Origin of the sequence: Cocleimonas flava (assembly GCF_004339015.1) — a bacterium.
Taxonomy (GTDB): domain Bacteria; phylum Pseudomonadota; class Gammaproteobacteria; order Thiotrichales; family Thiotrichaceae; genus Cocleimonas; species Cocleimonas flava.
The window spans coordinates 1,192,887-1,205,833 of sequence record NZ_SMFQ01000003.1; the positions used below are offsets into that span (position 1 = coordinate 1,192,887).

The 12,947-nt window shown below is 39.7% G+C and carries 14 protein-coding genes; 7 read left to right on the top strand and 7 right to left on the bottom strand.

The features are described 5' to 3' along the window. Positions 1–102: 102 nt before the first annotated feature. On the bottom strand, positions 103–699 hold the full coding sequence (locus EV695_RS11410) for a DJ-1/PfpI family protein (protein WP_131906042.1): 597 nt from the start codon (positions 697–699) through the stop codon (positions 103–105). Between the two features lie 413 nt (positions 700–1,112). On the opposite strand from EV695_RS11410, the gene EV695_RS11415 reads away from it, so the two are divergent. Next, positions 1,113–1,823 (top strand): cyclic nucleotide-binding domain-containing protein, encoded by a 711-nt coding sequence (locus tag EV695_RS11415; protein WP_131906043.1) that lies wholly within the window; start codon positions 1,113–1,115, stop codon positions 1,821–1,823. A 1,058-nt stretch (positions 1,824–2,881) separates the two neighbouring features. Here EV695_RS11415 and EV695_RS11420 read toward each other — a convergent pair. Next, complete coding sequence (locus EV695_RS11420) at positions 2,882–3,877, bottom strand: GlxA family transcriptional regulator (protein WP_131906044.1); 996 nt, start codon at positions 3,875–3,877, stop codon at positions 2,882–2,884. Between the two features lie 342 nt (positions 3,878–4,219). On the opposite strand from EV695_RS11420, the gene EV695_RS11425 reads away from it, so the two are divergent. Both EV695_RS11425 and EV695_RS11430 read left to right on the top strand, forming a co-directional pair. After that, positions 4,220–5,563 (top strand): NAD(P)/FAD-dependent oxidoreductase, encoded by a 1,344-nt coding sequence (locus tag EV695_RS11425; RefSeq protein WP_131906045.1) that lies wholly within the window; start codon positions 4,220–4,222, stop codon positions 5,561–5,563. Between the two features lie 61 nt (positions 5,564–5,624). Continuing rightward, positions 5,625–6,203, top strand: coding sequence for a histidine phosphatase family protein (locus tag EV695_RS11430; protein WP_131906046.1), 579 nt, complete (start codon positions 5,625–5,627; stop codon positions 6,201–6,203). A 118-nt stretch (positions 6,204–6,321) separates the two neighbouring features. On the opposite strand, the gene EV695_RS11435 is transcribed toward EV695_RS11430, so the two are convergent. Continuing rightward, entirely contained in the window at positions 6,322–7,011 is a 690-nt protein-coding gene (locus EV695_RS11435; protein WP_131906047.1) for a hypothetical protein, read from the bottom strand. 419 nt (positions 7,012–7,430) lie between these two features. On the opposite strand from EV695_RS11435, the gene EV695_RS11440 reads away from it, so the two are divergent. Continuing rightward, complete coding sequence (locus EV695_RS11440; protein ID WP_131906048.1) at positions 7,431–7,649, top strand: hypothetical protein; 219 nt, start codon at positions 7,431–7,433, stop codon at positions 7,647–7,649. Positions 7,650–7,737: 88 nt separating this feature from the next. Here EV695_RS11440 and EV695_RS11445 read toward each other — a convergent pair whose 3' ends face one another. After that, a complete protein-coding gene (locus EV695_RS11445) occupies positions 7,738–8,118 on the bottom strand; it encodes a TusE/DsrC/DsvC family sulfur relay protein (protein ID WP_243651559.1) in 381 nt (126 codons plus the stop codon). Positions 8,119–8,264: 146 nt separating this feature from the next. On the opposite strand from EV695_RS11445, the gene EV695_RS11450 reads away from it, so the two are divergent. The 3 genes from EV695_RS11450 (at position 8,265) to EV695_RS11460 (ending at position 10,206) form a co-directional block, all read left to right on the top strand. Continuing rightward, positions 8,265–8,555, top strand: a complete 291-nt coding sequence (locus EV695_RS11450; protein ID WP_131906049.1) for a hypothetical protein — start codon at positions 8,265–8,267, stop codon at positions 8,553–8,555. A 31-nt stretch (positions 8,556–8,586) separates the two neighbouring features. Then, complete coding sequence (locus EV695_RS11455; protein ID WP_131906050.1) at positions 8,587–9,498, top strand: LysR family transcriptional regulator; 912 nt, start codon at positions 8,587–8,589, stop codon at positions 9,496–9,498. Between the two features lie 120 nt (positions 9,499–9,618). Continuing rightward, positions 9,619–10,206 carry a cytochrome P460 family protein gene (locus EV695_RS11460; protein WP_131906051.1) on the top strand — a complete coding sequence of 196 codons (588 nt, stop codon included), beginning with the start codon at positions 9,619–9,621 and terminating at the stop codon, positions 10,204–10,206. 154 nt (positions 10,207–10,360) lie between these two features. Here EV695_RS11460 and EV695_RS11465 read toward each other — a convergent pair whose 3' ends face one another. The 3 genes from EV695_RS11465 to ygiD all read right to left on the bottom strand — a co-directional run bounded on the left by EV695_RS11465 (position 10,361) and on the right by ygiD (position 12,924). After that, complete coding sequence (locus EV695_RS11465; RefSeq protein ID WP_131906052.1) at positions 10,361–10,804, bottom strand: MgtC/SapB family protein; 444 nt, start codon at positions 10,802–10,804, stop codon at positions 10,361–10,363. 69 nt (positions 10,805–10,873) lie between these two features. Next, positions 10,874–11,683 carry an alpha/beta hydrolase gene (locus EV695_RS11470; protein WP_243651560.1) on the bottom strand — a complete coding sequence of 270 codons (810 nt, stop codon included), beginning with the start codon at positions 11,681–11,683 and terminating at the stop codon, positions 10,874–10,876. A gap of 302 nt (positions 11,684–11,985) precedes the next feature. After that, on the bottom strand, positions 11,986–12,924 hold the full coding sequence (gene ygiD / locus EV695_RS11475) for a 4,5-DOPA-extradiol-dioxygenase (protein ID WP_131906054.1): 939 nt from the start codon (positions 12,922–12,924) through the stop codon (positions 11,986–11,988). Positions 12,925–12,947 lie beyond the last annotated feature (23 nt).

Consider the following 12,947-nt stretch of genomic DNA (forward strand, 5'->3'; position numbering starts at 1 on the left):
ATCAGACACTTACGTAAATATAGAATGATTTGCAAACAAATCTACTGAATACTTAAATACACCTAAACGTATGCTAATTTGATGTAAATATAGCTTTGTTTGTTACAAATAAGGTTGAATAACCGATAGACTCTTTTCGACAAACTGTTGTTGTTCACCAACGGGTGATACATAGGATAATGCGTTTTCTGCTGCATCTATCCCTGCAAGTTTTGCGATAACCCAGGTCGCTAAATATTGGGAAGACATACACCCACCTGCTGTAGCAATATTATTTTTAGCTACGAATGATTGGTTTAATACCTTAACGCCCGCTTCTATTACCCAGGGTTTTGTGGTTAGATCAGTACAGGCTGGCAAATTGTTCAGTAGTTTCAGTTTTGCCATAAGTAAGGCACCTGAACATTGAGATCCTACTAATTGTTTCTCGGTATTAAGATTGATGCGCTCTAAGATTGCCTTATCTTTCGCTACTTCGCGCGTATAGATACCGCTGCCAAAAAGTACCACATCAGAATCATCACAATATTCTAGCGGTTGTTGTGCCTGAATAGTCACACCATTCATTGAAGTAACAGAGTCTGTAGGGCTAGTAATTTGTACTTCCCAACCTTCTCCTTTTATACGATTTAAAATCCCCAAAGCAATAAATGAGTCAAGTTCATTAAACCCTTCGAAAGTGAGAATGGCTATTTTCATGGCTGCTATACCTGCTGTTTCATTGATGAGTGTGTTGACTAATTAATAGCATACAGTAAATACAACTAAGGCTTTAGAACCAGTCTCTGATTATTCATTGACCGAGTATTCTTTGACCTTATTTCTGATTGTCCGCCTGATTGTGTCTGGTTTGAGTCTGCAGGCTGGGTAATGATAATAGCTAAGAACCGATGACAACCGTCTGTAAACGATAAATACCCCCCCCTACTTTCAGCCTGTTTTTTGTGTAAATATTGATAGACGCATTCTAAGATAAAAAGACGTGCACAAAAAATATCAATATAGAATTTATAAAATCCACTACAATCTTCTAAACTGATGATTAATTTAGCTTTTATTGAATAAATCTCAGAGAACAAATAAAGACCTAATTAACGACAAATGGAGGCACAATGGAAGGTGCGATAGAAGCAATAAAGGCAAGTTTCTCGCTTGATGCCGGATTGCTGGTTCATATTGCAACCTTAGGTTATGTGCTAGGTTTTCTTCTAAAAAATCAACTGCTTTTGCGCTTTCTGGTTTTAGGATCGACGGTTCTGTATATCGTTTATTACTACATCTACCCTGCTCAACCCTTATGGGCAGCTATTATGGGGAGTGTGCTACTAATCATTGCCAATATCATCGGCACTCTTTCCATCATCTATGATCGGCTACCGATTAAAATTGATCCTAAGCATTTACCCATTTACCATAGTCTTCAAGGAATACGACCCGGTGAATTTAGACGATTAATCAAAGTAGCAGAGTATCAAACCACCGAAGGGAAGTTTACCTTAACCCATGAAAACGAAGCGCCAAGCCATTTGTATTATTTAGAAAAAGGCACGGGAGAAGCGAAAAAGAAAGGAAGCACCTTTACCATTCCAGAGGGACGTTTTGTCGGAGAAATTAGTTTTATTCTAGGAGGAAATGCGACAGCCACAGTGAACCTTGCAAAAGGCAGTACCTTTTTGTCGTGGGAGAAAACTGTACTCAATAAACTTCTGGAGAAACATCCCAACTTACAACGCGCGTTCGAAGCAAGAATCGCTCGTGATATGGCCAGCAAACTCGCCTCGGCAAATTCCATCAAAATTGATAATAGTGTAGGACTCAACTAGCTGAGGGTTATGATTATTTGGGTTAAAAGTTTTCAATTGAATCAGAAATTGAATTAAAAATTCGATGCTTATCTCTGCCAGCTAAAGGCTATCTGAAAAACACTTTTCCCAAAAATAATGTGCCCCTTCACCGGGGTAAGTGAAAGGGCACTTGGGAGACTGGTAGTTATTTTATTTTTATATTTACTAAACTACTCTTCGCCTCAGGGGCTTGCTAAAAATTCATTGTTTTTATACTTAACTATAATGCAATGACGATGCCAACTTTTCTTTAATAACGCTATCTTATTGTTTTAAATGTATTTATTTGTTTTGTTGGTTTTTTTACATCATTATCTTTATCGTCACTAGCTGACAATTTCTCTATGTTTGTGTCACACATCCACATTTTGTCAGTCCTGTGTCATTGATTTGGTCATTTATTCGATCATCATTGACTCATTAATAGTGGTAGAGAAAATTCAGCGTATTCAGAATGATCAGCTAGTGAGAAAAACTGAGTAACAATGATATGCAATATGAAGTATCAGAAGGTATTGCGAAAGATAAACGATAAGTCACCCCCCTACTTTGAGGCGTATTTTTTAAATATGCTGTTACTTAATCATTTATGCGTCATGTGGTTTACGAATTAACAATATATAGCGAAATATAGCTAGAGAAACGCATAAGGCAGAAATAAGTGTGCCCCGACGTTGGGCAACGACAGGGCACTGGTGAGACTAAGTTAATCTATCCTTGATGTATTAACTCGTTAACGTCTCTCGGTTTGGGTTTGTTTCAGAATTTTATAAATTCTTTGTTTTTATAGCCGTTGCTAATGCAATGACAATGCCACTTATCCCAAAAAAACGTTAACCATTTGATAAATATAAATAATAAAATAAAAAAGGCGATTATATTATGACTGTATTAGCAGTCACTTATTGACACTTTTGTAAGGTATGTGACACATACCCAGGAATTGTCAGTCGTTTGTTAATAACAAAACAGTTAAACGCATGGTAGTTATCGACATAATAGTTAACAGCATGGTAGCTGTAGAACTCGATTAAAAATCAAAGACTATTCTTAAGAATCATGCGGCGCTCATCTCGCGGAGACATATTAAACATATCCTTATAAGACTTACTAAAATGCGGTGAAGATTTAAACCCACAAGAAATGGCAATATCAGTCACTGGCTTATCTGTTTGCAGCAATAAGCGTCTCGCATTACGCAGACGTAATCGCAGGTAATACTGCATCGGTGTGCAATCTAAATAGACACGAAAAGAACGCTCTAATTGACGTCTAGACAGCTCAACATAGTCCGCTAACTCTTTTGACGACAAACACTCTTCTAGGTTCGATTCCATCAAACGCACGGCTTCTGTGAGTTTCGGCTGACCCGTTCCAATCTGTTGGCGCAATGGAATCCTCTGCGGATCGCCCATGCCTCGTACATGATCAACCAATAACTTTTCACTCACTGCAGATGCCAAACGACGCCCATGTTGTAAAGATACCAGATGATGCATCATATCAATCGAAGCGGTACCACCTGCACAGGTAAAACGGTTACGATCGATTTCGTATATATCATCGGTTAAATTCAGGTGCGGGTATTTTTCACGCATCGCGGCAATATGATCCCAATGCATGGTACAGCGATAATCATTCAGTAAACCAGCCCTGCCCAACACATAAGCACCAGTACACAAAGAACCGAGCATTACACCTTTCGCATCTTGCTGGCGTAACCACTTGCCGATAGAATCAGTCCAGTACAGTTGAATATTGTGCCCACCACAGACAAACAAGGTTTCGTAGGTATCGACATCTTGCAGGCTTTTATCCGGTTTAAATTCCAGACCATTACTCGCCTTCACAACATCATCATTTGGGGTGATTGTCTCCCAGCTGTAGATTTCACTTCCCTTGATATTGTTCGCCAAACGCAGCGTTTCTATCGCTGAGGCAAATGCAATCAACGAAAAATTAGGCATCATCAAGAAGCCAAAATGTCTGGGGCTGTTGCTTTCTTGAGCTTGATGTGTCGGTTGATTATTCAAGTGTTTCCCACGATAAAAACGAAAAAACAGTTAGCTTAGTGCAAGTTTATGATGAAGTAACTAATTATTGTATATTTTAATACATGACTCTGTATTATTATCTCTTTCTTAATATATTCTTTGACTGATTTTAATATGCGATTGAATTGAATAAGTGAAACAATTAAAAACCTTACGAGAAAAAGCGCTGTATAAATAGCTATAGTAATAAAAGACAAAGACCACAAAGATAATAGTCACCCCCCTACTTTAGGGCACTTTTTTACAGGTCAATTGTAAGATTAATTTTATAAACCAGAGAATAATAACGGCACAACTTATACCACCAAAAGCACTATAACTATGATTACTATCGATACCCCCATCACATTCAACGACACCCTTCCTGACGAAGTCGATGCCATTATTATAGGCGGCGGCATTATTGGTGTGTTCTCGGCACTCAATATGGCTCGTAAAGGTCTCAAGGTTATGATTCTGGAAAAAGGTCGTATCGCCGGAGAGCAATCTTCACGAAATTGGGGCTGGATTCGACAGCATGGCCGTGACCCCGCTGAATTGCCGATAATGATGGAAGCTCTGCGCTTGTGGAAAGATATCGATAAAGAAGTGAAAGGCCGAACAGGGTTTAAACAAAGTGGCGTGATGTATCTTTCGAAAACCGAAAAAGATCAAGCGAAACGCGAAAAATGGCTGAGTACCGCAAAAGAGCATGGTTTAGATACCGTGGCTTTATCAGCGTCACAATTAGAAAAGTACATCGATTTCAAAACTCCTTCGGATAACAAATGGATCGGAGGCACGTATACCGCCAGCGACGGACGTGCCGAACCATGGCAAGCCATTCCAGCTGTCGCAGAGTTGGCACATAGTGAAGGGGTTTTGATAAAAGAAAATTGTGCAGTTCGCGCTCTGGATATTCAAGCGGGTCAAATTACAGGTGTAGTGACTGAATCAGGTCACATAAAAGCATCTCAGGTAATCGTTGCTGGTGGCGCATGGTCGTCGTTGTTTTTACGTCGTCATGGTATCAATATTCCACAATTGTCTGTACGCGCATCGGTTGCAAGAACAGCTCCGGTACAAAGTGTGTCATCGACCAATTTTGCAGATCCAGAATTAGCGATTCGTCGACGTGATGACGGAGGTTATTCGATTGCACTCACTGATTCTCATGACCATTTTATTGGCCCGGACTCTTTTCGTCTAATGACCAAGTGGATAAAAACTGGCTTACAGAACATTCACGAAATCCGTCCCTGGATAAATGAAGTGAGTACCTCACCTGATGCCTGGAAAACACCGCGTCACTGGAAAGAAGACGAGATAAGCCCATTTGAAATAACACGTGTTTTAAATCCGAACCCTGCCAAGGGAAAAGTAAAAGTCATGCAACAGCGCTTTGCAGCTCGGTTCCCTCAAATCGGTGAGCCTAAAATTCTTGATGCATGGGGTGGTATGATTGACGCAATGCCAGACATTGTTCCGATTGTTGATAGAGTGCCAGATGTAGAAGGGTTGATCGTTGCAACGGGCATGAGTGGCCATGGTTTTGGTATCGGTCCCGCTTTTGGTAAAATAATCGCGCAAATAGCGAATAAAGAGAGTAGCGAGCACGATCTGAAACGTTTCCGGTTCTCACGTTTTTCTGATGGAAGCAAGTTAGATATCGGACCTAATATTTAAACGGCTAATTTAATCGAGCTACTCAAAACAATTAATCTGGTAGTCATAAAAAGAGGAAGAAATGAGTTATATAAAGTTCAGTCTTCTCAATCTGCTAATATTTTTTACGTTTAGTTTGAGTGTGCATGCAGAAAATAACGATGCTGCGCTGATAAAAACGATGCAAGATGGTGGTCATATCTTGATGATTCGTCATGCAAAAGCACCAGGGTTTGGCGATCCGGATACTATTAAAATTGAAGATTGCAGCACGCAACGCAACCTGGATGAAAATGGACGACAGCAATCTGTCAATATTGGAAACTGGTTACGAAATAATAAAATAGAAATTTCAGATATTTATTCATCCCAGTGGTGTCGATGTCTGGAGACTGCTCGTTTACTCAATCTGGGCTCAGTAAAAGAATTACCTGCTTTAAATTCTTTCTTTCAAATGCCCGAAAACCGCGAACCAAGCCTGAGTGCGCTAAAACAATTTATTGCCGCTCAGGCAACGAATAAAAAATTGATTATTATGGTTACCCATCACGTCACGATTGCAGCTATATCGGGTCAAAACGTTGCGTCTGGCGATGGTGTGTTACTGAAGCTGAATGCTTCAGAACCGTTTGAATTTGTGGGTATTTTTAATCCCGAATAAAAACATTAAACGAGTAAAGAAGTTACAAAAGCCACCCCCCTACTTATAACGGCTTTTTTAACAGAGGATTAGTATTCTGTATTCTTTAAGCCTCTGCCGTTTATCAGTGTTAGAAAAACTAAGCTGCAACCGCTTCCTGATTATCGATTAACAAGCACGCTAATGTAACGATTTGAGCGGGCTCTAAAGCGATGAACTCTTCTCTTAAAAACATTCCTTCAGGTATTCTGTTGTGATCTCTCATCAAAGCGATCACATCTTTATTAGACATGTCTGTGTTTTCACTGCTGACGAACACCGAATCAATAATGACATCATCATCAATACGCTGTTTTCTACAGTAAGTGTGTACAAAATCAGAGAGCATGAAAGTATTTGCCTGAACATCGTAATTGTTCTGATACCCAGAAATCATTTCAATCAAATGAGACAGTAAACCGCTGTCTTTAGTGCTAAGTATGTGATGCACTAAAAAGTTCTTAACGTTTGCGGTATTGATTTTATTGCCACCAAAAGAACTAACATAAACTTCATCTGATGATTTTTTGTAGTAGGAATAAACGAGATAAGACCTAACCACGAAGTTATATGACGGTGTTGCTCTCATCAATCCTCTTAGTTCATCAATGCTCCTGACATAAAAATCGTCTTTTATGGTCGACAGGTCAGCATCTTTGAATATTTTGGCTTGCTCAGCTATTTTGTCTTCGTAGTCTTTTCCAATAAATACTTTTAACTGGTACAAACTATCCAGGCTGTCTTTATAAGAAATATCTGCAATTGCATGTGAAATTCTAGGTGTTTTCATAGTGACTATCATCGCCATTTAATTTTTATTTCATTTGATTGTATGCAAACTGTTCTGCTTTTAAAAATAATTACGATATTCGGTATAGTCAAAAACAGACATATTTCTATTTTTACAGTAATAACCTAAGTTCATCCCTACTCTAATGACTATGAACCACTTATTTTTATTTATTCTAATAGTTTCTGTTTTTCAGACGCTGTTTTTATCTAAAAATAGTTTTTAAAGACTTAGCACACATTTTAATGATTCATTAACAAAATATTTTCATTGGTTTAACAATAATTTTTACTCCTTATTTCGTATATAAAATGTAACTTTTACAGAAAACGGCTGGTCTAAGTTGATAGTAAAAGAGTTGATTTACCTGACTCGCTTACTTCGTTTTAACAAACAATTAACTTTTTCAGGATATAAAAATGAACAAAACAACATTATTCGTAAGCGCTCTTGTATTAGCGATGAGCTCAGCTGTTACCACTATTAGCTATGCAGCATCTCATGAGAACAAAGCGGAAGATGCTGAAGAAATGGAATGCGTAACGGAAGAAGCTTTAGAGGCAATGTCAGAAGAAGCGAGAGAAGCGTTGGAAACACCAGTATGTGAAGATGAAGAAGAAAAAGCTCCAGCTGACTAATTTCACTGCGCTAATTCAATAAGATCAGTTTGACTGGTCAAAAAAATGCCTACGAAAGTAGGCATTTTTTATTTGAAATATAACGATACTAACCTGTGCTCCATGCACGTGGTCGTTGCATTCCTGCTATTTTACACGTCTGTTTTACATAGCCATAAGGGAATAAATCAAAAATACGTTTTTTTCCTGCCTTCTTATCTACCTTATATAACTCTGCAAGATAACTGGCTACATGACGAATATCGGGCGTGACTTTATTCTCCACCCAGAAATCTCTTACAAACGTTAAAATCGGCCAATAGTCATCGTTTAATTCAATATTTTCTTCAGCTGCTAGCTCAGCCGCTATTTCTAAGGTCCAATCTTCGGGATGTACTAAATAACCTTCTATATCGCGTTCAACACTCACTAATGCCAGGGATTGTTTCATAGACTGGCGCATTTCTTGAAGCATAGATAAGTTACTCATCATTTTCTCCTCTAATTTATTTTCAGTCTAACGGACGAGCATTACACCTGTATAACGAATTTTTTACCTAGTTAGTATCGGAAAAGTCGATATTAAAAATGGTATACTTGTTTAATCTACTCAATGAATCAGATGAAATCTGTGTTATGAATCAATGGTTTTACATCAATCTCGGTGATGCGATGCTGGCAACCGAAGAGCTGTATCAACTAAAAGATGATTTTGATGATTATCTGCAAAGAGTAGACAACCCAGAAGGAATGACTCTGTTTTATCGGCATGAGGCAGAAGCGCGATTACACTGCGAAGTGAAGGTGTATTTTTCACCGCAGTCCGCACCAATCGCAAAAAGACTAAATGCGATACCCTGTAAAACACCTCACTTAACTGGTTTGAGTTATTTAGCTGGTGATTATGCAACCCTCAAAAAAGTCTAAAAGACATTAATTAGTAATAAGGTCATCTAGTATGGATATTGAGCAAATACGCACCTTTCTTGCAGTAGCGTCCAATGGCAGTTTCATCGAAGCTGCTTCGCGCCTCTACATTACTCAATCAACTGTCAGTGCGCGTATCCAGAATCTGGAAAATAATCTACAAGCCAAATTATTTATACGTAATCGATCTGGTGCAACGCTAACATCTGCAGGCAAGCGTTTTTTACGACATGCTAAAACGCTGATGCTAACCATGGAACAGGCAAAACACGATGTCGGTCTACCCAATCGTTATCATTCCAGTTTGATAATTGGCGCACGTATAGCACTGTGGGATGGTGAATTACTCCCGCAATGGGTAGGAGAATTGCGTAATCACATGCCAGATGTATCCATCAACAGCATCATTGGGTTTGAGGAAGACTTGATGCGCAGAATGACAGAAGGAACTCTGGATATAGCACTCATGTACACGCCACAACACAACCCGGGCTTGCAGATTGAACATTTGTTTGACGAGACATTAGTATTAGTCGGCACAAAAGCTGACAAGCCTTGGCCTGATGAAAATTACGTTTATGTCGATTGGGGACCCGGCTTTTATGCGGAGCACAGCAATCATTTTCCACAATTAGAACGGCCCGCATTACTCGCCAATATCGGTTGGTTGGCAGTACAACTGGTTATTCAAAATGGTGGATCCTGTTTTTTACCGAAGAGAATGGCAGAACCATTAATCGCATCAGGAACGTTAGCATTAATACCCGACAGCCCAGAATTTAATCTTCCCGCTTATGTGGTCTATCCCGAAAACGTAACTGCTGTAGAAAAAAATGCAGAAAATAAAGGAGGAAATGTCGGAGAAAGTGAAGGAGAAAGTAAAGAGGATAAAAGTGTACATCAGCAGGCGATTCAAATCCTGCATCAGCTCATCAAACAGTAAGTGGTCAGTTTTTTAAGAATCATAGAAAAAACAAAAATAAATGAATCCGGTTTTAATCCAGCCTGCGTAAGCCCTCCCATATCCAGCCGGATATTCAAAGCTGACAAAAGGAGATGAGACATGAAACCAGGCAATATCAAAAAGACAACAATCACAAAAACTCTCGCCATAACCACCATTGCAGGGCTTAGCGCTATAACCATAGGTTGTAGTACTGGAATGCATAAAAGCAAAACAATGACCGCCAAAAATGATGGCGACATTATGGTACCTGCCAATTATCGTAGCTGGCCAAAGTTTGTCAGTACAGTGGATAAAATGAAAACGGGTCAGGTACGTGAGATTTATATTAATAAAACAGGTATGAAAACCCAAAAAGGAAACGCATTTCCTGATGGAACCGTTTCGATTATGGAAATCTACGGCGCACAAAAATCTCCTACAGGTGAATTACTGAAAGACTCAAAAGGCAAACTCATAAAAGGTAAATTATCTAAAGTGTTTGTGATGGAAAAAGGCGCCGGCTGGGGCAGTAAACAAGCTAAAGGAACCATTAATAATGGTGACTGGTTATATGGTGCTTATCTTGCTGACGCAAAAACACCTGCGACTAAAGATTTTACCTCATGTAGAAGTTGCCATGCTCCATTAGCCGATAAGGATTATATCTTTCGTTACGATGAGCATTTTGACACGGCGATGCATTGAGGAAACTTTTTGCTGTAAATGAATAATTAGAGGGACTATCTCCCTCTTACACTTTATGGGCTTGCCAAATAAATTCATGGGGTGGCAAGCTCACTTTTAAATTTGTTATTATGTTTTGATAGCTAATCAAATCTCACTTTTACAGATCGAGCAATTAATCCGAAAGTGTGTTTTTAATAGGTTTTGCCAAAGATAAAATCATAAAGCTAATCACCGCCAGTACAACCGCAATTTCATATCGATGAAATGCAACTGCCGCACCTACCGCACCCGTATTCCAGATACTCGCTGCTGTAGCCGTACCCTCAACGCTTGCACCATCTTTTAGAATTGCTCCACCACCGATAAAACCTATGCCTGTCATCAATCCATAGAGCAATTTTGACAAGGCATCAGGATCACCATCGACGACTGAACTACCAATTAGCATATAGCCACAAGATGCTACCGCAACTAGCGGAAAAGTACGTAAGCCCATGCTCCGACTTTCTTTTTCGCGATTCCAGCCGATAGGTAGCGCAATTACAAAAGCGAATAACAATTCTTTTATATTAGATATTTGAAAGAATTCCTGAAGCATCACTGGTAGATCAGACATATATTTCTCTTGTGGATTTGTTTAGGTTTAAGCTTTTATACACTTAATTTTAATCGTGAGGCGTGTTAATCAATCGATACGCGTTAAAAACGCATCTATATCGCTGTAACTATCATTCAGAAAACGCAATGGCGCTGCGAGGCTTCCTATAATTCTCGTATGGTTCACACTGGGGTATATCTTCAACGTTACAGATGCGCCCGATGTGGTTAACGCTTTTGCAAAGCGTTTGCTGTGAAATGGTAAAACGCGTTCATCCTTTTCACCATGTAGCAATAAAACAGGTGGCATATCAGGACGAATATTGAACACAGGATTAGCCTCTTTTTCACTGACGTTTTTGAAAACAGGTTTCACTTCCGGATCATCCAGCGGTAAATCGTAAGGACCAGAGATTGCGATTAAACCAGCTATCTCGGTTTTAACGTTGCGGCTGTTTAAATATTGTGGATCCGTTGCGAGTAATGCGGCAGTGTGAGCGCCCGACGAGTGCCCCATGAGAATCACCTGCTTTAGTGGTTTTCCGAGTAAAGAAGTTGCATTCTGCTCAACAAAACTCATCGCCTCAGCCACGTCGTTTACAAATTCAGGAAATTCCGCTTCCGGGTATAGCCGATAATCAGGAACGATCACCGTATGTCCAAGCCCGACCAGAGCGTGTGCGACAAACTCATAATCTTCCTTGCTACCTTTGCGCCATGCACCACCGTAAACAAAGACAATCGGGGTTTTATTGTTAGCTGCTTTAGTTTCTGTATTTTCTTCTATTTTAGGTTTATAAACATCCAGAGACTGCCGAGGATTACTTCCGTAATGCAATGTTGTTTTAACATAGCCGCTCGCAGGCAAAACGAAATTTAAAACGTCTGTTGATTTCATCGACGAGCACCCCGCAATAATTAAAAATATCAGAACCGTTGATAAAACTAAGAGCGCTTTAGCAATTTTCATAGAAAAGGGCTAAGCCACACAAATTAATCGTTTTAAAAAACATCCCGATATCCTTTCAATCATTCGTTAAAAATTGATTTTAACCAGCCAGATTTTCAATCACAAATAGCCTTGAATAAGGTCTAGGATTAATATTTGGGTTTTGCGAGAGTTTTGCTTTATTAAGACAATATATAATAGCCACCCCCCTACTTACAGGGGGTTTTTGTTGTTTAAATTTACCAGGAACACTACGCTTCAAATATTACGGAACGCATCGCTATCGCACTCGACCCATATCCTGTATTGAAAAAACTGATTTTGTCTTTCTCACTCTTTGCTCCTAATGTATAGATAAGCGGCAAGAAATGCTCATGTGTTGGGTGCGCTAAAGATGTGAGCTTGGGCATCGTTTGCGATATTTTGATGATGGATTGATCGTCACGATGTTCTATCCAATCCGTCATCTTTTGCTCAAATTCCAAAGTCCAATCATACGGTTTGCTATTCGGCATGCGCTCTGCATACAGGTTGTGAACCATATTTCCACTTCCAATGATAAGCACACCGCGCTCTCTTAGAGCAGAAAGCTGTTTTGCCAAATCATAGTGAATATTGTGTGGTAAATTCCGATCCAGACTTATTTGCAGTACAGGAATATCTGCCTTGGGAAACATCGGCAACAAAACCGACCAGACACCATGATCAAAACCGCGGTCTTCATCTAAGATAATGGGTGTATTGGGCGTATGTCGCTGTGTTTGCAATAGTTGCTTGGTTACTTCAGCCGTTGTTAAAGAACCTGGAGCAGGATAGGTCTGATCATAAAGTTTTTGCGGAAAACCACCAAAGTCATAAATAGTCTCAGGCTCTTCGCTGGCGAGAACACCAATTCCCCCAGTTGTTTGCCAGTGCGCCGAAATCACGAGGATAGCCGAAGGTTTAGTCCACTTAGCGTCAGAGCCTTCACCAAACTGCTTACCTATTTTTCGCCAGCTTTTGTTGAACGAGTTCTCATTGATCGCATTCATCGGGCTACCGTGACCAATAAACATCACAGGCATCGTGGGCGATTTAGGCAGAGCTTTGAGTGACTCTATGGTTGAGTTGCTAAAAGTATCAGCCCAGGTCCTGGTTACCAAACCAAGGCCTGCAAGTGTGCTAAATTTTAACCACTGTCTCCTATTCATCTAAACTTCTCCGCGTGTTTCAT